Source organism: Desulfosporosinus sp. Tol-M2 (assembly GCF_059735615.1).
This window is the reverse complement of sequence record NZ_JCAIJG010000203.1, coordinates 24212-46872: the sequence shown is the minus strand read 5'-3', so window position 1 is coordinate 46872 and position 22661 is coordinate 24212. Positions and strand designations below refer to the sequence as shown.

The 22661-nt window shown below is 43.5% G+C and carries 25 protein-coding genes, 1 pseudogene and 1 riboswitch; of the genes and pseudogenes, 23 read left to right on the top strand and 3 right to left on the bottom strand.

Annotated elements, in window-relative coordinates; genetic code table 11:
- The first annotated feature begins 63 nt into the window (after positions 1–63).
- Positions 64–621, top strand: a complete 558-nt coding sequence (gene thpR, locus AC6I5A_RS15025) for an RNA 2',3'-cyclic phosphodiesterase (RefSeq protein ID WP_034617880.1) — start codon at positions 64–66, stop codon at positions 619–621.
- Positions 622–786: 165 nt separating this feature from the next.
- Here the strand turns inward: thpR and AC6I5A_RS15020 are convergent, their stop codons facing one another.
- Together AC6I5A_RS15020 and AC6I5A_RS15015 are read right to left on the bottom strand one after the other, a co-directional pair.
- Positions 787–1197: a C-GCAxxG-C-C family protein gene (locus tag AC6I5A_RS15020; protein ID WP_497900816.1), complete on the bottom strand. Its 411-nt coding sequence runs from the start codon at positions 1195–1197 to the stop codon at positions 787–789.
- Positions 1142–2161: a lysylphosphatidylglycerol synthase transmembrane domain-containing protein gene (locus AC6I5A_RS15015; RefSeq protein WP_497900815.1), complete on the bottom strand. Its 1020-nt coding sequence runs from the start codon at positions 2159–2161 to the stop codon at positions 1142–1144. The genes AC6I5A_RS15020 and AC6I5A_RS15015 overlap by 56 nt, the downstream gene beginning before the upstream one ends.
- A gap of 643 nt (positions 2162–2804) precedes the next feature.
- Between AC6I5A_RS15015 and AC6I5A_RS15010 the strand changes: the two genes are divergently transcribed.
- The 19 genes and pseudogenes from AC6I5A_RS15010 (at position 2805) to AC6I5A_RS14920 (ending at position 17186) form a co-directional block, all read left to right on the top strand.
- Positions 2805–3539, top strand: a complete 735-nt coding sequence (locus AC6I5A_RS15010; RefSeq protein WP_034617874.1) for a TVP38/TMEM64 family protein — start codon at positions 2805–2807, stop codon at positions 3537–3539.
- Complete coding sequence (locus AC6I5A_RS15005; RefSeq protein WP_034617872.1) at positions 3532–4377, top strand: sulfurtransferase; 846 nt, start codon at positions 3532–3534, stop codon at positions 4375–4377. Before AC6I5A_RS15010 ends, AC6I5A_RS15005 begins: the two co-directional genes overlap by 8 nt.
- Before the next feature lie 411 nt (positions 4378–4788).
- Positions 4789–5712 carry a homoserine O-acetyltransferase MetA gene (gene metA / locus AC6I5A_RS15000; RefSeq protein ID WP_034617869.1) on the top strand — a complete coding sequence of 308 codons (924 nt, stop codon included), beginning with the start codon at positions 4789–4791 and terminating at the stop codon, positions 5710–5712.
- A 145-nt stretch (positions 5713–5857) separates the two neighbouring features.
- Positions 5858–6799 (top strand): serine O-acetyltransferase, encoded by a 942-nt coding sequence (locus AC6I5A_RS14995; protein WP_034617866.1) that lies wholly within the window; start codon positions 5858–5860, stop codon positions 6797–6799.
- Between the two features lie 116 nt (positions 6800–6915).
- Positions 6916–7353 carry an RrF2 family transcriptional regulator gene (locus AC6I5A_RS14990; protein ID WP_034617863.1) on the top strand — a complete coding sequence of 146 codons (438 nt, stop codon included), beginning with the start codon at positions 6916–6918 and terminating at the stop codon, positions 7351–7353.
- Positions 7354–7591: 238 nt separating this feature from the next.
- On the top strand, positions 7592–8881 hold the full coding sequence (locus AC6I5A_RS14985; RefSeq protein WP_034617914.1) for an O-acetylhomoserine aminocarboxypropyltransferase/cysteine synthase family protein: 1290 nt from the start codon (positions 7592–7594) through the stop codon (positions 8879–8881).
- 28 nt (positions 8882–8909) lie between these two features.
- Positions 8910–9839, top strand: a complete 930-nt coding sequence (gene cysK, locus AC6I5A_RS14980; RefSeq protein ID WP_497900814.1) for a cysteine synthase A — start codon at positions 8910–8912, stop codon at positions 9837–9839.
- Positions 9839–9979: pseudogene (locus AC6I5A_RS14975) on the top strand (cysteine desulfurase NifS); the annotation flags it as partial. The gene cysK and the pseudogene AC6I5A_RS14975, both read left to right, overlap by 1 nt.
- Before the next feature lie 353 nt (positions 9980–10332).
- Positions 10333–10527 (top strand): sulfur carrier protein ThiS, encoded by a 195-nt coding sequence (gene thiS / locus AC6I5A_RS14970; RefSeq protein ID WP_034617861.1) that lies wholly within the window; start codon positions 10333–10335, stop codon positions 10525–10527.
- Between the two features lie 2 nt (positions 10528–10529).
- Positions 10530–11159 carry a sulfur carrier protein ThiS adenylyltransferase ThiF gene (gene thiF, locus AC6I5A_RS14965; RefSeq protein ID WP_034617859.1) on the top strand — a complete coding sequence of 210 codons (630 nt, stop codon included), beginning with the start codon at positions 10530–10532 and terminating at the stop codon, positions 11157–11159.
- Between the two features lie 96 nt (positions 11160–11255).
- Complete coding sequence (locus AC6I5A_RS14960; RefSeq protein ID WP_034617858.1) at positions 11256–12029, top strand: thiazole synthase; 774 nt, start codon at positions 11256–11258, stop codon at positions 12027–12029.
- 158 nt (positions 12030–12187) lie between these two features.
- On the top strand, positions 12188–13324 hold the full coding sequence (gene thiH, locus AC6I5A_RS14955) for a 2-iminoacetate synthase ThiH (RefSeq protein WP_034617908.1): 1137 nt from the start codon (positions 12188–12190) through the stop codon (positions 13322–13324).
- Positions 13311–13868 (top strand): thiamine phosphate synthase, encoded by a 558-nt coding sequence (locus AC6I5A_RS14950; RefSeq protein WP_034617857.1) that lies wholly within the window; start codon positions 13311–13313, stop codon positions 13866–13868. Before thiH ends, AC6I5A_RS14950 begins: the two co-directional genes overlap by 14 nt.
- 73 nt (positions 13869–13941) lie before the next feature.
- Positions 13942–14048: riboswitch (TPP riboswitch) on the top strand.
- Positions 14049–14237: 189 nt separating this feature from the next.
- On the top strand, positions 14238–14879 hold the full coding sequence (gene thiE / locus AC6I5A_RS14945; RefSeq protein ID WP_034617856.1) for a thiamine phosphate synthase: 642 nt from the start codon (positions 14238–14240) through the stop codon (positions 14877–14879).
- Between the two features lie 127 nt (positions 14880–15006).
- The gene (gene thiD, locus AC6I5A_RS14940) at positions 15007–15825 is read left to right on the top strand and encodes a bifunctional hydroxymethylpyrimidine kinase/phosphomethylpyrimidine kinase (RefSeq protein WP_052168155.1); all 819 of its coding nucleotides are present in this window, start codon (positions 15007–15009) and stop codon (positions 15823–15825) included.
- Between the two features lie 98 nt (positions 15826–15923).
- Entirely contained in the window at positions 15924–16214 is a 291-nt protein-coding gene (locus AC6I5A_RS14935) for a type II toxin-antitoxin system Phd/YefM family antitoxin (RefSeq protein WP_034617855.1), read from the top strand.
- Positions 16211–16540, top strand: coding sequence for a type II toxin-antitoxin system RelE/ParE family toxin (locus AC6I5A_RS14930; protein ID WP_034617854.1), 330 nt, complete (start codon positions 16211–16213; stop codon positions 16538–16540). Before AC6I5A_RS14935 ends, AC6I5A_RS14930 begins: the two co-directional genes overlap by 4 nt.
- A 66-nt stretch (positions 16541–16606) precedes the next feature.
- Positions 16607–16792 (top strand): DUF8612 domain-containing protein, encoded by a 186-nt coding sequence (locus AC6I5A_RS14925; protein WP_052168149.1) that lies wholly within the window; start codon positions 16607–16609, stop codon positions 16790–16792.
- Positions 16779–17186, top strand: coding sequence for a DUF4143 domain-containing protein (locus AC6I5A_RS14920; protein ID WP_052168148.1), 408 nt, complete (start codon positions 16779–16781; stop codon positions 17184–17186). The genes AC6I5A_RS14925 and AC6I5A_RS14920 overlap by 14 nt, the downstream gene beginning before the upstream one ends.
- 64 nt (positions 17187–17250) lie before the next feature.
- On the opposite strand, the gene AC6I5A_RS14915 is transcribed toward AC6I5A_RS14920, so the two are convergent.
- Positions 17251–18900: a DEAD/DEAH box helicase family protein gene (locus AC6I5A_RS14915; RefSeq protein ID WP_052168146.1), complete on the bottom strand. Its 1650-nt coding sequence runs from the start codon at positions 18898–18900 to the stop codon at positions 17251–17253.
- 228 nt (positions 18901–19128) lie between these two features.
- Between AC6I5A_RS14915 and AC6I5A_RS14910 the strand changes: the two genes are divergently transcribed.
- From AC6I5A_RS14910 to AC6I5A_RS14900, 3 genes are all read left to right on the top strand, one after another.
- Complete coding sequence (locus AC6I5A_RS14910) at positions 19129–19953, top strand: hypothetical protein (protein WP_497900813.1); 825 nt, start codon at positions 19129–19131, stop codon at positions 19951–19953.
- Between the two features lie 184 nt (positions 19954–20137).
- Positions 20138–21358 carry a BREX system ATP-binding domain-containing protein gene (locus AC6I5A_RS14905; RefSeq protein ID WP_497900812.1) on the top strand — a complete coding sequence of 407 codons (1221 nt, stop codon included), beginning with the start codon at positions 20138–20140 and terminating at the stop codon, positions 21356–21358.
- Positions 21358–22578, top strand: coding sequence for a BREX system ATP-binding domain-containing protein (locus AC6I5A_RS14900; RefSeq protein WP_497900811.1), 1221 nt, complete (start codon positions 21358–21360; stop codon positions 22576–22578). Before AC6I5A_RS14905 ends, AC6I5A_RS14900 begins: the two co-directional genes overlap by 1 nt.
- Positions 22579–22661 lie beyond the last annotated feature (83 nt).

Genomic DNA, 22661 nt, shown 5'->3' with positions numbered 1-22661 from the left:
GGCGGTGGCGGCGGCAGCTCCAGACGTTGGTAATTTTATTGTTATTAAAGGGGAGAGGAGTATATGCGATTATTCATTGGGGTTGATCTACCTGCTGAGATCAAACAGACGCTACTTAAATTCCAGTCCGAATTAAGAGATCGTGGCGTTAAGGGGTCCTGGAAATCAATGAATAATTTTCATATAACCTTAGAATTCCTGGGGGAATTAGAACCCGATAAGCTTTCGGTTCTGTCAGAAACCCTGACGAAAGCAGCCGGCAACTCCAGACCGTTTGGCTTAATCATTGGAGGAATGGGGGCATTTCCCTCACTGAAAAGGCCTCATACCTTATGGACGGCGGTAAGCGGAAGTTTAACTGAACTGAATCGATTAAGGGATAAACTCCATCATGAACTCAAAACTAAAGGCTTTGAACTGGATGAACGACAGTTTAAGCCCCATATAACCCTGGCCTCTCGTCCGAAACTGGACAAGATTGATTTTTCTGTTGTCCGCAATAAGGCATTAGGTGAGTACATGGTTGCAGAGCTCGTTTTATTTGAGAGTAGGATAATAAGCGGCAAAAGAGTCTACATCGATTTATTTAGAGCAGGCTTTGAAAAGGGGAACCTCGCGTGATTTTTTTGAGCTAAAAACAAAGTGACAGGCACATCCTGTCACGCATTAATATTGAAAGAAGATAAGTAGCATAATCTTGATCAAAGATATTAAGCTTATGAAAAATAGTATGGCTTAAGATAGAACAGGTAAAAGCTCGGATTAGGTTATGGAAAAGAAAGAAGCTTAATGAAATCCCTCCCATTCAGCCAGCAAAATCTCTGCTGTTTTAGAGGTTAAATCTATGCAGGCCCCATTGCCAATACTTTGGATGAGGGGGCGCTTTTTTCTGATAACCCGGCAACAGGTTGCGCCAAATGCCATTTTAAACTGGTCGTGGAGCTGCTGAGGTAATTTAGAACCGGCCGGATGAGGATGATATCGATTCATAATCCCAGCGGCCATTACCATTCCCGTGAGGGCACCACAGGTACAGCCACTGCCGATTCCACCACCGAACAGACCGGCAGCAGCCAAAATATCGGGGTCGAGAGAGATATCCCAAATTTTGCTTGCGGCCACCAGTACGGCCTGACAACAGTTATTCCCAGACTTCATCTCTTCCTGAACTATTTGTGTTGCTTTGGACTTTGACATCGGCTAATTCTCCTTTAACTCGATAGTGTAACCAGGCACTTCCTCCATAAAGACTACACAGACTTACCAGAAAAACAAACAACAAGGATGCTGAGATAGCTGTGCTTGCCGGAACCTGATACATGCCCAGCATTGCCACATAGGCACCTTCCCTTAACCCATAACCGTTTATTCCCAATGGTAACATCGCTGCTACAGATATTACCGGGATTACATACAGTAGATCCCACCAGGCTAGAGCAGTCAATTCCAGAGCCCGAAAAATACAGTAGTTAACCAATACTACCGCCAATTGGAACGCCACAGACAGGATTCCTACCCTGACCAATCTGCCCGGTTGATGTTTGAGTTTTTGACCATGTCTTGCCATTTTCCTTAAAAAAGAGGTTATTTTACCCTTCCTGTTTTCTGCCCAACGGGGGAATATCCCCAGACAGATTAAGCCCAGCAACCCCAAACTCACGACAATTAAGCTTATGAATAATATAATTGCTGATATTACAATCCGGTTATCCGGCCTGTTGACAAAGGCCGCGGCCACCAGACCGGTTAAGGCCAAACCGGTCGTGGCTAAAATCCTTTCCACAATAACCGAGGTAGCAGCGCCGGAATTATCCCGGGCAACTTTACCGACCCACCAAATTCTCAGCCCATCGCCACCGATACTGGAAGGTAAAAAATTGTTAAAAAATAATCCTGCCCAATAAGCCTTCCAGAGTTCATTCCATGCCAGGCGGATATTTTGCGCATCCAGCACCAGTTGCCATTTCCTTACACTGATAATCATGGAAATAACAATCGCGGCTACCGCTGCCAGAATCCATTCCGGTTCGAGCCGGCTCCAGACCTGGGCCAAATCTTTCCAGTCTGTCAGGAAAAAAAGCCATGCCAGTAGCCCGGCTGAAATAATCGTCCGGGCTACAGTCTTCCAGTTTAATCTGTGTATGACCTTTCCAATCCACATCTTCATGCCAACCTTCATTGCATTCTAAACCTTGCCACTTAAAATACTTGTAACTGCACAAAGGCAAGAAATCGTCAAGTATGAGGCGGGACTATGGGTCAAGCTTATTTCCCGAGTGGTAGAGAAGCATTTCCAGCCCATCCACCTCTAATATACATTTGATTCGGTAATTTGTCTATAAGTTATTCAAAAGGAGTGATAATAATTCATTAAATTATAATTATGTGATTACTTAACTTATCTGATTGATTTGCTTTCTTCTTTGAATCTTAAACAATTATTGACAGGAAGTACCGATGAACATGATAAAACAGCATCTGCTAGGATATTGCATTAATTTTGTTTATATAATATAATAATTATACATAATCAAAAGGTATTAGTTATTTAATGATACGTTTTAGAACTTGGTCATGGCATTACATATTAAAGCATTTAGAAGGAAACTGATTTAAAAACAGGAGAGAAAGCGAGATGGTGTGTTGAATTCGCTAACAAACCGTCAAGGTGATTCGGTGGAGGGCTGCCAAACAATCCTGAGGGAAGGTAATTGGAGGGTTGCCGATGGCCCAACTTCGACAGTTTTGAAAAAGAGGTGATGTGAAGGAGAATGGCGTGACCTGCTGACAGGTCTATTAGCCCCATGCTTATACTGGTAAAAAGGAGGGTGAGTGTAGTAAAAAGCTTACTGAGTAGTTACATAGTGAAAATACTGGTATTGTTAGCAGTGTCGGCATTATATTTTTTTGTTCCGGTAATTAAAATTAATGTCAACCAAGGTTTTTTCATCCTCAGCAATATGGATGTAGATTTAGTCAGGGGTTATATTTTGGGCTTTGGTATTTGGGCCCCGATAGTGTCTTTTCTGCTGATGATTTTTCAATCTGTTATAGCACCATTGCCCGCTTTTCTTATCACTTTTGCAAACGCCGGTTTGTTTGGTTGGGTTTACGGTGCGATTCTTTCGTGGTCGAGTGCTATGGTAGGGGCAGGGTTGTGTTTTTATATTGCAAGGTTTTTTGGAAGAGGAGCAGTAGAGAAACTGACCTCCCGTACAGCTTTGGAAAATGTCGATCAATTTTTCAAGCAATATGGAAAATACGCGATCATAATAGCCCGATTACTTCCATTTATCTCTTTTGACATTGTAAGTTATGCAGCAGGTTTAACCTCTATGGGATTTTGGCCATTCTTTATCGCTACAGGTATTGGACAACTGCCGGCAACTATTGTTTATTCCTATATTGGAGGTATGTTAACCGGTACTACTAAGACGTTTGTATTTGGGTTATTAATATTATTTGCTGTTAGCGTATTTATTGTGCTAATTAAGCAACTTTGGAAAGATAAGAACGAGGAGGTTAAAAAAAGTGCTTAAAAAAAAGTTCATCTGTATAGGGACGCTTTTATTAGCTTTAATGTTAATAATAAGCGCATGTGGAACCTTGTCGCAGAAACCTCCGAATTCTGCAGACACAAGTCAAACTGTACTTGAAGCTGATCTTTCGGTCTACAAAAATGGCGATATATTTATTACTCCCCAGCAACTTAAAAAGAAGCTGGGAGAGAAGTCTGTAATATTGTTTGATACAAGCAAGCCGGATGTTTATGAAAAGGGACATATACCGGGAGCAATTGGAATCGGCTTTCATGGACTTTCAAAAATAGTCGGTAAACCAGGAGATCCTCTTTGGGGAACTACTTTGGACAAAGAAGAACTTACTAAAAAACTTGAGTCATACGGCGTGACTAACAACACACTTGTGGTATTTACGTCAAATGTGCTTCCTGGGCCGGGTTCTGATGGAAGAAATGTCTGGCAACTCAGAATGGCTGGGCTTGACAATGTTAAGCTTTTATACGGAGGGAATCCCTATTGGAAAGAACTGGGCTATGAAATGAACAAAGAATCCTCACCAAAGCCCACTCCAGTTGCAGGGCTTACTCTTAAAGAATTTGATAAAAGCTACTCAGCAGACAAGGCTTATGTGGCTGCAAACCTTGGCAAAACAGTAATTATAGATGTTAGATCAGATAAGGAATATAAAGGAAGCCAGGACTCGGGAGAAGCCAGAGGAGGGCATATTCAGGGAGCAAAGCACCTCTTATGGTCATCAATACTTAATGAAAATGCAACTCCAAAATCCCCTGAAGTAATAGCGAAGATGATGGCGGATTTGGGAGTAAGTCCTCAAGACGATTTTGTAGTTTACTGAACTATGGGAATAAGATCAGGCTATTTTAGTCTGGCCCTCAGAGCCGTTGGCTTTGATAAAGTTAGAAACTACGAAGCATCTATTTACGAGTGGTCAGCAGATCCAAATATGCCCATGGAATAAAATCATAACGGAACAAAAGGGGGATGTGTCCAATTCGGCACACGTCCCCCTTCGTAATCTAAAGGATGTTAAGTTGTCATACTGCGGTTAAGCAGGTTGTTGCTCTTGCGGCTTATTTTCCTTATAGCAGCCATTCATACCGAACACTTGGTGGTTATTTCTACCTGCGTTGCTGCGTGTAAATGGGAGTTTAAAGAAGGCATCTTGACAATACCTATAGGAATAGTATATATTTAGTATGTGGATTTCATTTATTTGCAGAATAATATAGACAACGAGGTGTATCTAATGCCCATCAAAATACCCGATGATCTACCTGCAACTGAAGTATTAAGTAATGAAAATATATTTATTATACACGAAAACCGGGCTAACAGGCAGGATATTCGTCCCTTAAAAATCGTGATTTTGAATCTAATGCCGGAAAAAATTATTACGGAAATTCAAATATTGCGTTTGCTTGGGAACTCAGCTTTACAGGTGGATATTATACTTTTGCATCCTCGAACCCATAGTTCTAAGAATACTTCGGAAGAGCATCTGTTCAAGTTTTACAATACTTTTAATGAGATTATTGAAGAAAAATTTGACGGCATGATAATAACGGGAGCTCCGTTAGAGTTACTGGGCTTTGAAGAAATCGATTTTTGGGAAGAATTACAGGAAATAATGGATTGGAGCCTTAGCCATGTATTTTCCACCTTTTATATCTGCATGGCTGCTCAGGCAGGATTATACTATCATTTTGGCATACCAAAATATACGTTGGACAAAAAGATGTTTGGTGTCTTTCCTCATACTATAAACAAAAAAAATGTCCAACTTTTGTGTGGTTTTGACGATGAGTTTTTTGTGCCACATTCTCGCTATACAGAAGTGAAAAGAGATGATATTGAACAGATCCCTGAACTGGAAATATTGTCTGAGTCTAAAGAAGCCGGTGTTTATATCGTAGCCACCCGGGATGGAAGACAGATATTTGTAACCGGGCACTCGGAATATGATCCACTTAGTTTAAAAAGTGAATATAAACGCGATTTAAATAGAGGTCTGGAAATTGACGTACCAAAAAATTATTTTCCCGGCGATGATCCCAACCAGCCTCCGATTGTGCGGTGGCGAGGACATGCCAACCTACTTTTTTCCAACTGGTTGAACTACCATGTCTACCAGGAAACCCCCTATGATCTGAATGAAAAATTCTTTTTATGAAATTGATTCAAGTATGTGAAGTAAACTCGTTCAACTAAAGTTGAATATCGAGTCTTCGGTGGGGACTCTACCCCCACCGAAGCAGAATAAGGTATACCACCCCCACTTGTAGAAGTGGGAGATTTGGATAAATAGGGAGATAATAATGAGTAAAATTTCTGAGCAGCAAATCCATTTTCTGGTTGAAGCTATTGAAGCAAGCTACCCAAAAAATCAGCTGGCAATTCCTTTGGAATTTGTTTCACAACCAAAACGAGAATTAATTATCAAGGTAATCTTTATTTTGCGGGAACTATTGTTTCTGGAATATTTTGGGCAACGGCAACTGATTAGTACGACGATTAAATACCATATAGGCGATCTGCTGATTAACGTTCATAAGATACTGCATGAACAAATGGTTTTGGCTTTGACGTATCAGGCCATTGAGAAGAATAGTCCTTTAGATAATATCAATGAAAAGGTAAATGAAATTATTTTTTTGTTTTTAAGCAAAATTCCCGAACTGAGATGTATGATTGAACTGGATATACAAGCTGCTTTTAACGGTGATCCCGCTGCAACAGATAAGAATGAAATAATATATTCTTACCCAGGGGTTTTTGCTGTTAGTATATATCGGTTGGCTCATGAATTGCAGTTGCTTTCGCTCCCCTTAATTCCAAGGATTATGACTGAATATGCCCACAGCGTTACAGGAATTGACATTCACCCTGGCGCTACCATTGGCAAGTACTTCTTTATAGATCACGGCACTGGAGTGGTTATCGGTGAAACGACTACTATCGGCAATAATGTTAAAATCTATCAGGGGGTTACGCTGGGGGCGTTATCAACCCGTGAGGGGCAGAAACTACGGGGGGTAAAACGCCATCCTACTATTGAGGATGACGTTACTATATATTCCGGTACTTCCATCTTGGGCGGTGAAACAGTTATAGGTAAAGGTGCGGTGATCGGCAGTAATGTTTTTTTAACAAAATCAGTACCTGCCAAAACAAAAGTTAGTGTTAAAATCCCGGAGCTGATGTATAAAGGTCGCATTAATAAGGAATCTGACCCCGAATATATGGTCCTTGATATTTAGGATTATCCTTCATGGAGGGCGACCAGTCGAGGTTGTATATTTTTGAGCATAAGGAAAAGCTGTATTGACTTACTAAAGAATATAATTTTGATTAATATTTTTTCGGAGGAATATAAATGAAATTCTCAACAAAAGGCAGATATGCGCTGCGCGTTATGGTTGAGTTGGCGCAGCATGGTAAAGATGAATATATTCCACTCAAATTAATATCCGAGCGTCAGGAAATTTCGATGAAGTATCTTGAAATGATTATTGCGATTCTCCATAGAGCGGGATTCGTATTGAGTCATCGAGGAAAAGACGGTGGTTATAAACTTGCTAAAGCCGCAAATGAATATACAGTTGGTTCTGTGCTGAAACTTGCAGAAGGAAGTCTTGCTCCTGTTGCCTGTCTCGATAATAAAATAATTACTTGTAAAAGAGCCAACCACTGTATAACGCTTCCAATGTGGCAAAAGCTTGATAAATTGATTGACGATTATCTTGAAAGCGTTACAATTGAGGATTTGTTACTTCAGCAAAATCAGTTTCTCGGAAACGATTATTACATTTAAATTATAAAATCCATTATGCTCTGTTCACAAACGCAATAGGATATCTTACCGCCATAATCCTATTGACAGTGAAAGTTTTATATATTATATTCCTACAAAAATGATAGGAAATATAATCTTTGAAGGAGGTTGATGTAAATAAAAACAATTATAAAACCATTACAAAATATGGAAGCCAATGATGTGTTTTAATAAACCATCTGATGAATTAAATAATTTTGAGAAAGGGTTTTTTAAAATGGCAAATACAAATTATAAATTTGAAACACTCCAACTTCATGTCGGACAGGAGAAGCCTGATAGTGCAACCGATGCAAGGGCAGTACCGATTTATGCTACAACCTCTTATGTATTTAAGGACAGTGCACAGGCGGCAGGCAGATTTGCTTTAACCGAGGGCGGCAATATTTATACAAGACTGATGAACCCAACTTCCGATGTATTTGAACAGAGAATGGCCGCACTTGAAGGCGGCGTTGCAGCATTGGCAACCGCTTCCGGAGCTGCGGCAATAACCTATGCCATTCAGAATATTGCAAAATCAGGGGACCATATTGTTTCCGCCAAAACAATTTACGGCGGGACATATAATTTTTTTGCTAATACTCTGGCCGACACTGGAATTGAAACTACCTTTGTTGACGGCAGTGATGTAAGCAATTTTGTGAATACAATCAAACCAAACACAAAGGTAATCTTCATTGAAAGTTTTGGGAATCCTAATTGCGACATTATTGACATTGATGCAGTCGCAGACGTCGCTCATAAGAATGGTATCCCCCTGATCATTGACAACACCTTTGCGACCCCTTATCTATTGCGTCCCATTGAACATGGTGCAGATATAGTTGTTCATTCGGCAACCAAATTTATTGGCGGTCACGGTACAGTCCTGGGTGGTGTCATTATCGACAGCGGTAAATTCAATTGGGCGCAGAACGATAAGTTTCCTGGGCTCTCAAAGCCCAATTCCAGTTATCACGGTATTGTCTTCACCGAAGCAGTCGGAAATCTTGCCTATATAATTAAAATCCGTACAACCCTGATGAGAGATACCGGCGCAATCGTTTCTCCGTTCAATTCCTTCCTGTTGCTTCAGGGGCTGGAAACTCTTTCACTGCGTGTTGAACGGCATGTTGAGAATGCGCTTAAGGTTGTAGAGTATCTAAAAAACCACCCGCAAGTTGAAAAGGTGAATCATCCCCTGCTTTCCGATCATCGTGGCCATGAACTTTATAGTAAATATTTTCCGAACGGAGCAGGCTCTATTTTTACCTTTGAAATAAAAGGTGGTTCCATGGCAGCGAAAAAATTCTGCGAAAATCTTGAATTATTTTCCCTTCTTGCAAATGTCGCAGATGTGAAATCGTTGGTTATCCATCCCGCATCCACAACACATTCACAGATGAGCGAAGAGGAACTACTCGAATCGGGAATAAAGCCGAACACAATTCGCCTGTCAATTGGTACGGAGCATATCGACGATATTATAGATGATTTGAAACACGGTTTTGAGTCAATTAAATAAAACAAAATATTATAAGGGGTGTTTTATTATGAAATTATATAAGACCATAACAGACCTTGTCGGAAAAACACCGCTTCTGGAACTAACCAACTATGAAGAAACAAACAATCTCGGAGCGACAATTCTTGCCAAACTCGAATACTTTAATCCGGCGGGAAGCGTCAAGGATAGAATCGCCAAGGCAATGATCGATGATGCCGAAGTGAAAGGGTTAATAAAACCTGACTCTGTTATTATTGAGCCTACAAGTGGCAACACGGGTATAGGCCTTGCATCAGTTGCAGCAGCCAGAGGATACAAAATCATTCTTACAATGCCTGAGACAATGAGTGTCGAGCGTAGAAATTTACTGAAGGCATTTGGTGCGGAACTTGTTCTCACTGAAGGTGCGAAAGGAATGAAGGGAGCCATCGCAAAAGCGGAAGAGCTTGCCATGGCTATTCCAAACAGTTATATTCCCAGCCAGTTTACCAATCCGGTAAATCCTGCTGTTCACAAAGCAACAACCGGACCGGAAATTTGGCAGGATACAAATGGAACGGTTGATATATTTGTCGCAGGTATTGGTACAGGCGGTACCATCACCGGCGTTGGTGAATTCTTAAAGTCGCAGAATCCAAATGTTAAAATTGTTGCCGTGGAGCCGGCTGATTCACCGCTACTTTCAACAGGGACAGCCGGCTCACATAAAATTCAAGGCATTGGAGCAGGTTTTGTTCCAGATACGCTAAATACCGCTATCTATGATGAAATAATTACAGTTGAAAACGATGATGCTTTTGCGGTGGGCAGAAATATTGCCAGAACTGAAGGCGTATTAGTTGGCATTTCTTCCGGCGCTGCTGTTTGGGCTGCTACAGAGCTTGCCAAGCGTCCCGAAAACAAAGGCAAAACGATTGTCGTTCTACTTCCTGACACAGGTGAGAGATATTTGTCAACACCGATGTTTTCGGAATAGTGGTATCTTCAGGGTCGGCATGCACATCCGGCTCACTTGATCCGAGTCATGTTTTGCCGGCACTCGGCCTGCCTCACGAAATCGAACATGGTTCATTGCGGCTGTCTCCTTTCGGCAGTACATCCGCTATTATGGACTTCGCAAAACACAGTGATCGGACTTAGAAAACCGGAATCATCCTTTTTAATGATTTCGATTTTTTCGAAACGGTATGGTTATGAAGTGGAAATAATCCGAGAAGGGCCAAGATAAATACTGGTATTTACCGCAAATACTTGACAAATAATGCTCAAATACATATATTATATAATTAGAGTGTGATGTTAAAGGCACACGAAGGGGTACACCACCATGGGTGTAGTTTTCTTCGGTGCTTTTTTGTTACTCTAAAACCATGAATAATAACTAAATGCAAAATGAAGTGAAAATGCAAATGCAAATGCAAGTGCAAGTGCAAGATGGCTCTTAATGATACAGAATCAGGAGGTGCAAGATGAAAGTAAACGGACAGGAAGAAACAGTTTTCGTTGGCATGGTGCTCTTGGATTTTTTGAAGCAAGCAGGCTATAACCCGGAACGAATAGCCGTGGAGAGAAATGGCAGTATCGTGTCCAAGAACGATTATGATAAGACGGTTTTGCAGCAAGATGACACTTTGGAAATTGTCCAGTTTGTAGGAGGCGGTTAAGAATGATTCCCACAAAAGAAGTCATGAAAAATGGTTGGGATGGCCGTTTCCCTATGGAATTTTACGAAAAATTGCAGGTATCTGAGGTGGCGATAGCCGGACTTGGCGGACTGGGTTCCCATATTGCCGTCATGTTAGCCAGAAGCGGTGTTGGCAAATTGCAGTTAGTGGACTTCGATAAAGTTGATGTAAGCAATTTAAATCGACAAGAGTATGATATCCGGCATTTAGGCAGACTGAAAACAGAGGCCCTTTCAGAGAGGCTTCGGGAAATCAATCCCTATCTGGAGCTTTGTGTGGATACAGTTCGTGTGATACCGGAAAATGTGTCTGCTCTATTCTCACGGCAGCGGATCGTTTGTGAGGCTTTTGACGTACCGGAGCAGAAAGCCATGCTTATCAATACACTGCTCGCGCAATGCCCAAATACGATAGTTGTTGCCGGCAATGGCATGGCCGGATTTGGCGATGCAAATACTATTCGGACGCGGAAAGCCGGCAGCAGATTTTATTTATGCGGCGACGAACAAACGGATGTCCAAGCCGGCATTGGACTTATGGCAGCAAGGGTCAGTATTTGCGCCGGGCATCAAGCCAATCAGGTCATCCGTTTGATTTTAAAAGCGGATTAAAAAATAATACCAAACACCGAGGCTTTGTTGGGGCACGGTCAATCATGAAAATAACTCCAAAGTAATTTTCTTACTAAAGCGAAAGGAAAAAAGATTATGCAGAAAGATGATCAACTTGTAATTGGCGGACATGCTTTTACATCCCGCTTTATTTTAGGTTCGGGAAAGTTCAATCTGGATTTGATTCGGGCGGCAGTTGAGCAAGCCGGCGCTCAGATTATTACTTTGGCTTTGAGGCGTGCCAATACCGGCGGTGAGGAAAACATCCTGGATTACATACCCCTGGGTGTGACGCTGTTACCGAATACTTCCGGGGCAAGAAATGCCGAAGAGGCCGTACGCATTGCACGGCTGGCCAGAGAAATCGGCTGCGGAGATTTCGTAAAAATTGAAGTGATTCGTGATTCCAAATATCTGCTGCCGGATAATGCAGAAACCATCAAGGCGACAGAACAGCTTGCCAAGGAAGGCTTTGTTGTGCTGCCGTATATGTATCCTGATCTGAATGTGGCCAGAGATTTAGTGAATGCCGGTGCGGCGGCAATTATGCCCCTTGGAGCGCCGATTGGTTCTAATAAGGGACTTTGTACCAAAGAGTTTATTCGGATTTTGGTGGATGAAATCGATCTGCCTATTATTGTCGATGCAGGTATCGGGCGGCCTTCACAGGCTTGTGAAGCCATGGAAATGGGCGTTGCTGCTATTATGGCCAATACTGCCATTGCTACTGCCGGAGTTATTCCCACGATGGCCTCGGCTTTTAAAAAAGCGATTGAGGCCGGCAGAGGCGCTTATCTGTCCGGCTTAGGCCGTGTGTTGGATAGGGGCAGCGTAGCTTCTTCGCCCCTGACCGGTTTTTTGGCAGAATAGGAGAAAAGGACATGGATGTAAATTATACAGAGACAAATAAGCCGGAGACAAATAAGCCGGAGAAAAATATGCCGGAGAAAAATATGCCGGAGAAAAATAGCGCTGAAACTAAAGGAATAATAACGCCGGATATTTCTAAAGAAAAAAGGACAAATCACATGGCATACATGGAGGGTATGGAAGTGCTTGCCGATTCCACTGTTATGGATAAAGTCCTTGGGGTAATGAAAACCTATGATTACAATTCCTACACAGCGGCGGATGTCAGAAGGGCTCTGGACAAGGTCAATCGGGGACCGGAAGAATTCAAGGCGTTGCTTTCTCCTGCGGCAGAGCCTTTTCTGGAAGAAATGGCACGGCAAGCACAGGCAGAAACCAGAAAGCATTTTGGCAACAGCATTTATCTTTTTACCCCGCTTTACATTTCTAATTACTGTGAAAACTACTGCATCTACTGCGGTTTTAACTGCCGCAATAGGATTCGCAGAGCAAAATTGGATACGGCCGGTATGGAGCGTGAGATGGAGGCAATCGCCAGAACAGGTCTGGAGGAAATCCTGATTTTGACCGGTGAAAGCCGGAAAATGTCTGATGTTACTTATATCGGCGAGGCTTGCAAGCTGGCCCACAAATATTTCAAGCTGGTGGGCGTAGAGGTGTATCCTATGAACTCGGATGAATATGCCTATCTGCATTCCTGCGGTGTGGACTATGTGACTGTATTTCAGGAAACCTATAATTCGGACAAATACGCGACCCTTCATCTGGCCGGTCATAAACGGATATTCCCCTATCGGCTGAATGCTCAGGAACGAGCATTGAAAGGTGGTATGCGCGGGGTAGCTTTTGCAGCCTTGCTCGGTTTGGCTGACTTCCGCAAGGATGCGCTTGCTACGGGAATGCACGCCTATCTGCTACAACGAAAGTATCCCCACGCCGAAATTTCTTTTTCCTGCCCGAGACTGCGTCCGATTATCAACAATGATAAAATCAACCCTCAAGATGTCCATGAGCGACAGCTTTTGCAGGTGATGACTGCCTATCGGCTGTTTATGCCCTTTGCCGGTATAACGATTTCCACCAGAGAGCGTGCTGACTTCAGGGATCATGTCATCGGTTTGGCGGCTACGAAAATTTCCGCCGGAGTAAGCACAGGCATTGGCGGTCATGGCGAGGCAGGTGAGCTGGGCGACGATCAGTTTGAAATTGCCGATAATCGGAATGTGGAGGAAGTGGCTGCGGCTATCCGGGCACATGGCTTGCAACCGGTTATGAACGATTATGTATACGTTTAAGAGAATTGCCGTCACCAACCGAAATCTCTGCGCCAGGCCATTCCTGGAGCAACTGGAACGAATTGTTGGCCAAGTAGATATGGTGGTCTTGCGTGAAAAAGATTTGCCCGAATCAGAATACGAGCAACTGGCAAAAGGAGTGCTGGGTTTGTGTCAGAGGCACGGCACTTCCTGCGTACTGCATACTTATGTGGAAGCAGCACGGCGATTAGGTTGTCCGGCTATTCATCTGCCGCTGCCCTTGTTTGAACAATTCGCAGGAAATCTTTCCGACTTTACAGTCCTTGGTTCCTCGGTCCATTCTGTTGCCGAAGCCAGGAAAGCGCAGGGTTTGGGGGCCACTTATCTTATGGCAGGTAATGTATTCGCTACCGACAGCAAAAAGGGGTTGCCACCGCGAGGTCTGGACTTTCTCAAAGATGTCTGTGAAGCGGTATCCGTACCGGTTTATGCCTTGGGTGGCATTACAGGAGAAAAGGAAGCGCTCACCTATGCCTGCGGTGCTAAAGGTGCCTGCCGTATGTCCGATTATATGAGAGCTTGATTTTCCCGTAATCAAATGGGTTTCATTGATAATTGACTTTGTTGTTCAGGCGTGATACCGTGGAACAATGATATAAATATTTCAGGGGAGCTTGCTTTAGCAGGCTGAGAGGAAGCAATCAACTTCGACCCTTTACCTGATGCGGATAATGCCGCCGTAGGGAGTAAGCCATACTTGCTTTTATCCGATAGCTAACAGTTCTAAGACTCCCCCTTCTTCAAAGAGGGAGATAAGAACTGTACAGCTCCTGGATAACGATTTCTAAGCATCAGATGGAAACAACTCCACCTGATGCCAAGAACTCTGTTTATGCGGAGAGTTACCAATCAGGTGGCGCCCCGTTTTGTTTATCGAAAGAGGTGCAAATTTATGAAGTGCGATAGAAAAACACTGCGTTTGTATGCCATAACTGACAGAACGTGGGTTGGAAAACAGACGCTGATGGAACAAGTAGAAAGTGCGCTGAAAGGCGGGGCTACCTGTATTCAGCTGCGGGAAAAACAACTGGATGACAGTGCATTTCTGGCAGAAGCCATGGCGATGAAAAAACTCTGCCAAGAGTACGGCGTTCCCTTTATTGTTAACGATAATGCAGATAGTGCCGTTAAATGCCAAGCTAACGGAGTCCATCTGGGACCAGGTGATCTGCCGCCACAAAATGTTCGTGCCTTGGTAGGTGAAAACATGATGATCGGTGTTTCGGCACGGACGGTAGAGCGGGCAATACAGGCAGAAAAAGCCGGTGCCGACTATCTTGGGGTGGGGGCTGTTTTTACTACCACTACAAAACCGGATGCCCATTCGGTTTCCCATGACATAGTGAAAGAAATCTGCAAAGCGGTTTCCATTCCGGTGGTGGCGATTGGCGGGATTAGCAGGCAGAACATTTTAGAACTTTCCGGCATCGGAATCGCCGGTGTGGCGTTGGTTTCCACTATTTTTGCCTCAGAAGATATTGAGATGGAGAGTCGTACCCTGCGTATGCTTTCGGAAAAGATAATAAGCGCATGAGGCCTCATGAAAACCTCTGACATCCACGAAAAATAACAAAAAATTCAAGACGAAGGAAATAGGTTGAAAGAAACTGTAAGAAGTTACCGTCATGCCGTTTTGTGCCTCAGGAAGGAATGGAACCATTATGAAAACAGCACTAACAATTGCCGGTAGTGATTCCAGCGGAGGTGCCGGCATTCAGGCCGACATCAAGACTATGACCGCTCACGGCGTTTACGCAATGAGTGCGCTCACGGCGTTGACCGCACAAAATACTACCGGTGTCCAAGGGACTTTTGAGGTTAGCCCCGAATTCCTTGCTCAACAAATAGACAGCGTATTTACGGACATCCGCCCTGATGCCGTTAAAATCGGAATGGTTTCTTCTTCCGAACTGATCTCGGTTATTTCGGAAAAGCTCACCCAGTATCAGGCGCTGAACATTGTGGTAGATCCCGTAATGGTAGCTACCAGCGGTGCAAAACTGATCAGCGACGAGGCGATTGATACCTTGAAACATAAACTGCTTCCCTTGGCAACTGTCCTTACTCCCAACATCCCGGAAGCGGAAGTACTGTCAGGCATGCAGATAAAAACGGCGGAGGATATGGTCAAAGCCGCACAACATATCAGCCAAACTTATCATTGTGCTGTGCTGTGTAAAGGCGGACATCAGCTCAATGATGCTAACGATCTGCTATATCGCGACGGTGATTATCACTGGTTTAACGGCAAGCGTATTGATAATCCCAATACCCACGGCACCGGTTGCACACTATCCAGTGCCATTGCAGCCAATTTGGCAAAGGACTATGATTTGGATAGATCCGTAGAACGGGCAAAGGCATATATTTCCGGGGCGCTGGCTGCCATGCTCGACTTGGGCAGCGGTTCCGGCCCCGTGAACCACGCATTTGATATTAACAGTAATTCCCGCTGGAACCCGTACTTCAGTTGGTGCTGAAAAGAATTCTTATCTTGTTGCCCGTAAAATTTATGAACGACCCCAATTGACCAATCGGACCTAATTTGGTACTATATTTATACAGGGGGGGCAATGCAATGAATAGCAAAGAAGATATTAGACCCATCTCTTATATTAAAGCCAATGCCGCTGAGATTCTGGAACAGGTGAATGAGACCCGCAGACCGGTTTATGTAACGCAAAATGGTGAGGCCAGGGCCGTTTTAGTAGATACTGAATCCTATGAAAACATGAAGAAGGCTATTGGGTTGTTAAAGTTGCTGACCCAAGGGGAAAGTGATATCGTTAATGGAAAAGTTTTATCACAGGAAGACTTTTTTTCAAGCTTGGATAGAGAATTAGACAACAATGTTCATGTAAAATTATGACAATAAGCGAACATCATGTCTTCTGGGCAGAAACTGCCCAGGGGGATTTAAGAAAAATAATTGAATATATTGCCTTAGATAATAGCATTCAAGCAAGGCGAGTTTATCTTGCCATTAAACAAAAAGCTGATGACTTACGGCAGATGCCTCTACAAGGAAGAATTGTTCCCGAATTAAGATACTATAATATCATTATTTACAGAGAACTAATTAGTCCACCTTGGCGAATAATTTATAAGACCGAAAAGAATAAAGTATGGGTGCTTGCAGTAATCGACGGAAGAAGAAATGTTGAAGAAATTTTACTGGAGAGATTCATATATTAGATTATCGCCAACGGCAAAAGTGAGCTTGTTGCGCAAATCAAAGTATGCTTTCAAAGTGATATCCCCATGCCTGCAGCGCTGCATGAAGCAGCACTGTCCTATTACCGCCAATACCTTGTGGTGGGCGGCATGCCGGAATGCGTGAGCAAATATCTTGAAACGAAGGATCTTATTTTAGTGCGGCATACGCAGAATATGGTGCTGGTTAGCTATCTCAATGATATGAGCCAAAAAGCCATTGGAAAATTATAAGGACATTGATTCATTTAAGACGTATGTGTCTGATGTCGGTCTACTCTGCGCTAAAAAGGATATTGCCGCCGAGGACGTGCTGTACCTTCCTGGGGAACTAGACGATTTTAAAGGCGGTATGGTGGAAAATTACGTTTGCTGCCAACTTACCACGAATGAGTACAAAAGCTATTATTGGACTTCAGAGCGCGGCGCGGAGGTAGACTTTATCATTCAACGGGACGGCAAAATCATCCCCATTGAGGTAAAGTCGGCGGATAATACCAAGGCCAAGAGTTTGAAGGTATATATAGATGTCTACAAGCCGGAATATGCAATCAAGTTATCCACCAAAAATTTTGGCCTTGAGGATGGGAAGAAAACTGTTCCGCTTTATGCCGCGTTTTGTGTTTGACAATGAACTGAAATTACGAAAAGATAAAAAGAGCCGGACAATATAGGGTCGTCACGAAACCTAACTACTCAGCTAACCGACCAAGACTGGCCTGCACTAGTAAGTACATGCTCACCCAGTAATTCCGTTCTGAACGGGAGGGGGCATTCTGAATTTTCAAGCGGCAGTTCTGCTCGGAGAGCCACCAATCACACCCCAGTTTACCGCGCTCCAGGTTTTTAGTTATCTCCACAATAATCTTCGTGCTCCAGCCTTTATGCAGAGTATAGGCTATGACTTGATCAACTAAGGCTTGGTAGGAGGAATGAAAAAAGGTCTGGCGATCTTGATCATATTCCAGGTCCAGGATGGGAATTATTCCTGCCAGGTCGCGAGAAATTTCGGCCAGTAAGTCTTTTTCCTCGTTGGAAGCACCGATGTACAGATAATAAAGTTTGGCCGTGTGCTTTATACCAGACTGGCGCAGGATTCTGCCCAGCCTTTGGATTCGTTGCCGGGTGCTGCTGGTGGAGGAGGCGATGATCCCGATATCGGTTGAAGGTACATTCAAACCTTCGTCCAGGGCGCGGCAGCTTACCAGGATGCGAATATGTGCGTTGTGATATTTACGCAGGATTTCTTTGCGGCTCCATTCGTCCATTTCGGAATGATAACGTCCCACCTGTTCCGGAAATAAGTACTGTAACTGTTCATAAATTGTGTTCGCCACAGCAATTCTTTCACAAAAAATCAGGATCTTTGAACTTCGCGGCAGCAGCGTCACCAGATTATTGACACAGCTTATCCGGGATTCGGCCCTGTAGACCAAATCTTTGCGCTTGTTGGCAAGCATAAGTACCGAACGGGCCAGAGCAGCTATGAAGGTATCCTCAGAACTTTGCGCCAATTGCTCCAGGTTGGCAAAATACCGTACCCGGTTTAAGCCTTTCAGGAAAGGACAGCGATGCATAAGTCTTTCCAGGGCGCGGGTTAGTAGTTCACTTAGGTCCAGATATTGGTACTTTTCATCCGGTGTGAAATTTAACTTTATGTTAAAAATTGCAAAGGGACTTATTATATCAGCATTCAAGGCCTCGACAAAGCTGTATTTGTAGATCTCTGGTCCTAAGGCAGGAAGCAGAGTTTCATTAAAGGTTGCAGTTTCCGGGGTAGCGGATAATCCAAGGGCATAGTAGCGTGTGGCCTGACCCTGGCTGGGGATTTGGGCTATAAAATCGAAGATGCGTGAATTTTCCGGACTGCAATAGTGATGACACTCATCCGCAATCAACAATATTGTGCTGCCCTGATGATAGTCGGAAAGTATTTGCTGCGCTAAAGTAGCACGCGCGGAGTTCACTACATAAATCATATATTTGCGGGAAGGCGGGTCTTTGTGCACCCCGGAGTATACTCCGATATCATCCCTGGAAACAGCCAGGTCATCTTGCAGACTCTTAACCCATTGATTTGCCAGAAAAACCTTAGGAACAATAATTTTGATCTTTAAGGCTGATGATGGCTTTTGATGTATATATTCCAGCCTGGCAATTGCTCCCAAGGCAAGGATAGTTTTGCCTGCCCCGGTGACAACATTGACAACCCCTTTACACTGATTGTCAAACCAGATATCCAGACATTCCTCCTGCCAAGTAAATAACTTTTTTTTCAGTTGACCATATACCCTTGCGGTAGATTTATCCCTCTCGGAAAAAGTTTTATCGAAAAAAGGCATATGTTCTCTCCCTGTTTTCTCTCATAATCACAATATTATATTCTCAGTATGCCATTACTTAATTAGGGAGGCAAGGGGCAAGTGAGAAGGGAAATTTAAATTTTTGTCGAATTCTTGCCTTAGTAATCGGATTAAAATAAGAAGAAGGAGTCCAGAAGTCTGAAAGAAAAGTCTGAAAGAAATGCTTTCATGACGTTTTGTGCCTCAAGAAAGGAATGTTAATTAAGTATGAAAGATTATGAAGATATGAAAGATTATGAAAATTTATATAAACAAATGTTGAGCATTGAGAAAGAACTAAAGGATAAGATCAAGAGTCAGCAAAAAGTGGTTAAGAGCTTGTGTAAAAATATGGAGAAGGGTGATCTTAAGAGTTGGACCAAGGACCGGGCGGCTCTGCAGGTTTATCTGAAGGAACAGGAAACCTTATTGGAAGACATGCAGAAGCATGTCGATGAATTCGGAATTCGCGAATATGTCGAAAATGGCGACTTTGCAGAACAATTGCTTGCTCATTGTGATCGCCTGGAAGTGGACGTTAAAGGAGACTATCCAACTTATGAGATGTTTCCGTTCAAGGTTAGGATTGATATTGAGGATCTGGACTTATACCTGGATCGAAAACGGGTTCAATGCTTGCGCCCTCTGGCCTTTGTGCAAGACGTTAAGGCCGGCAGGGATAAATTGCTGAAGGCTAATTTTGATCCCAAAGGCTTTGTCAAAGAGCTTGCCGCAGCTTATGATCTGATGCTTATAAAACAAAACCAGGGTAAAACATCAACTTCGAAAGTAGGGGATATTTATTTAAAGAGTCTTTATGCCCTTTTAACCCCTATGCGTCGCTTTCGTAAAGATTATGATCTGCAGAGTTTTGCTTTTGACCTGGCACGTCTTTATGCTGCTGACTTACGTACCTGTGAAGATGGACGGCAGTTTCAATTTGGTCCCAGTCGCAATATAAATAAATCTATCCGCATTTTGGATCAGGATGGGCGGGAGCAGTATTTGGCAACCATCCGTTTTTTCGAGACGGCAGCACCTGAGTTGGATTAAGATTAGCATTAGCATACCATGCAACCTTTGACCTATGGCGTCCTAATCTATATCTTTGACATCTTTGACATCCGACATCCGACATCCGAAATCCGAAATCTGATATCTGGCACCCAACATCCAATATCCAACATCCAACTTCTGACTTCTGACTTCTGACTTCTGAATTTAGGGGGTACTCGTTTTGGAAAATGACATCAAATCAGCCATAGCTAACTTAATGAAGGGTCAGCCTCCCGGTAATCGTGAAATTCTGCAGGAAATATCGGTGGGCAGCGAGTTTATCATGGATTTTTGGAAGGAAAAATATCTGGCAAACTACTTGGCCAGGGGTGGCAGTAAGATAAAGTTCGTGACTGGCCGCACCGGGAGTGGAAAGACCCACTTCCTGGAAATATTGGCCATGGAAGCAGAAAAGATGGGCTATATCTCGGTTAGTCTCTCAGCCCGGCAAATCTGGCTTCATGATTTTAAGGAAATCTATATAGCCATTTTGCACCAGGTTCGCCTGCTGGAACGCTTGCAATTCTGCAGTCACGAGGTTATCCGGCAGTTGGGGTATGAGCCTGAGATTATCCCGGAAGGTATTAACTTTGCGGATTATTTATCCAGTCAGGGACAGCTGGATCCTTTAACCAAGCGGGAGATTAGGCAGCAGCTGGATAGCTTCTTTCTGGCTAATCCCCTGATTGATAATAATTTTGCCGTGGCCTGCGCCTTGTTGACCGGCGGAATTTTGGGACATCCCATGTTGGAAGAGGCCAACAGAAAGCTGTTGATGTTGTGGCTGGAAGGAAGTCGGGAAGCAAAATTATCCTCCCTGCGCCGCCTGGGTTTGTCTCCGAGTAAAATCACCAAATATAATGCTAGGCACATGCTGCGTTCGCTGGTAGAGGTTTGCTGTCTGGCAGGATTTAAGGGTCTGGTGATCTCGATTGATAATATGGAAGTATTGGTGAGTGCTAATAGTGAAGAAACCATTCGCTATACCCGCTTGAAACGGGAAGATGCTTATGAAAGTATTCGCGAATTAATCGATGAAATAGATACCTTAAAACATACCATGTTCGTTTTTTCCTTTGATCGCAGTTTGATGGACGATGACGTTAAGGGTCCGAAGTCATATCAGGCATTGTGGATGCGTATCCAAAATGAAATTGAAAGTCAACGTTTTAACCGTTTTGCCGACATTGTGGATCTGGACCGTCTGATTGATGAAGTCTATACTCCGGAAAATATTCTCAAAATGTCCACCCGTCTGGGCCAGGTCATAAACCGCTTCAATGCAGGCGCTACTCATATAAGTCGGAACACGGCGGAAGAACTTCATGCCCGGTCCCGCTTCGGTAAAGTTTCGTTGCCCAGGAAAGTAGTCCTGACTACCATACAGGGAGGAGCAGAATAATGGATTTTGAAGCGCAGAGAGTCATTGAGGCCTTGCGTTCGGGAGTGTCTTCCCGGGCAGTTGGACATTACTTCTCCTCTGCCCGTCCGGAATTAATGGGGCAGATCTCACGTAGGTTAGACCAAGTCAGGGACACCGGAGAATCCGGCGGTATGGTTGTTTCCGGGAAGTACGGAGAGGGAAAAACTCACCTTTTGAATACGGTGTTTAACTTAGCCCATAGTAATAATATGGTGGTCAGCCTGATATCCCTCAGTAAGGAGACACCATTTGATAAACTTTATCTCGCTTATCAGAAACTGGTTAGCAATACGTACCTGCCCGGACGTCTGCAACCGGGATTTGAACATGTAGTACAAGATATTACCCCGAATAATCCAAGTGCTCTGGATTTGCTCTCCTTTAGCAGTAAGCACTTGGAGACCGACAAGTTGTTTTACGTTTTGCGCTCCTTTTTGCATGTCGATGATCAAGATGAAAAATACTTACTTATGGCGGATCTCGAGGGTGATTTCATTAATAACGCTCTCTTGCGAAAGATTTATAAACGGATTTTTGCCCAGACGGTCAAGTACTCCGTACCTTTTAGTAAAACACGTCACAGCATGGACTACTTTGCCTTTTTAAGTCGCCTCTTCAAACTACTGGATTACAATGGTTGGGTTATCCTCTTTGATGAAACTGAATTAGTAGGTCGTCTGAGCAAAAAAGCCCGCCTCAAAGCCTATAATAATATGGCAGCTTTCTTGTTTCCAGAGAAATATTCCAGTCTCGAATCCACCTTTACCATGTTTGCTTTAGGTTCATCATATCAAGAGGACGTTATAGAATCCAAGCATGAGTATGAAAACCTCGCAACAACCTATGTTGATCGTGCCCAACGGGAGCCTATTGAAAAGGTACTCAACGCAATTATTGCCGCCCCCCAACTTCAACCTTTGAACCAGGATGAAATCTTAGCCGTTCTTCAACAGGTCCAGGATTTTCACGGCCGCGCCTATGACTGGCAGCCAAAAATTGATGTAAGGGAAATACTTCAAGCCTCGGAACACCGCGGCTACCTGTTAAGAACCAGAATTCGTGCGGCCGTAGAAGTGCTCGATCAACTTTATCAGTACGGGCAGGCCGGAAATATTCAAATTAATGCCCTGGGAGAGCCACACTATCAAGAGGAGGAATTACCTTCCCTGGAGGGCTGCATTGACGACGTGCATTCCTAAGGATCCTTACGTTCATCACTAATAAACCTTCTGTGCCTGCTATTTCTGTTTGCAGCAGGTCCTTTCTTTATTGAAAAAGAAAG